The organism is Streptomyces sp. SID13726, from assembly GCF_010548375.1.
GTDB lineage: Bacteria > Actinomycetota > Actinomycetes > Streptomycetales > Streptomycetaceae > Streptomyces.
Map to the genome: position 1 here is coordinate 1 of NZ_JAAGLY010000258.1, position 524 is coordinate 524.

At 74.8% G+C, this 524-nt stretch carries 1 protein-coding gene; it reads right to left on the minus strand.

All coding sequences use genetic code 11. The features are described from left to right. Positions 1-524 (minus strand): fibronectin type III domain-containing protein (locus G3I78_RS47505; protein ID WP_203616512.1); only part of this gene is annotated, 524 nt, incomplete at both ends.

Consider the following 524-nt stretch of genomic DNA (forward strand, 5'->3'; position numbering starts at 1 on the left):
GCCACGGCGTCCGTGGGCGTGACGAGGAGGCTCGAGTCGTCGGGTGCGACGGCCTCGCTCCCGATGCTCGGGTCCGCGAAGCTGGGCATCGTCACGCCGGGGAGGAGCCGGACCCAGGCCCACAGCTGGTAGGCGTCCCGTGCGCTGGCCTGCTCGAGGACGGACAGGCGCGGAGTCTGCAGGCTCTCGGGCTGGACGCTCACGGCGTAGGACGTGCCGGCGTCGAGGCCGGTGACCGTGAAGGAGGTCGTGGCCGTCGTGCCCACGGCCGCACCGTCGACGAGCACGGTGTAGCCCGTGACGCCGCGGTCGTCGGTGGACGCGGCCCAGCTCACGCTCGCCGACGACGTCGTGGTCGCCTCGGCCGTGAGGCCCGTCGGGACCGACGGCGCGGTCGTGGCCGCGGGGCCGCCGCTGCCGTCGCCCTCGATCGCCGGGTAGGCGTTCTCGACGAGCATCCGGAACTGGGCCTCGAACCACTGGCCCGCGAGCGGGGCGTCGGGCAGGGCGCCGGTGAGCTGGTT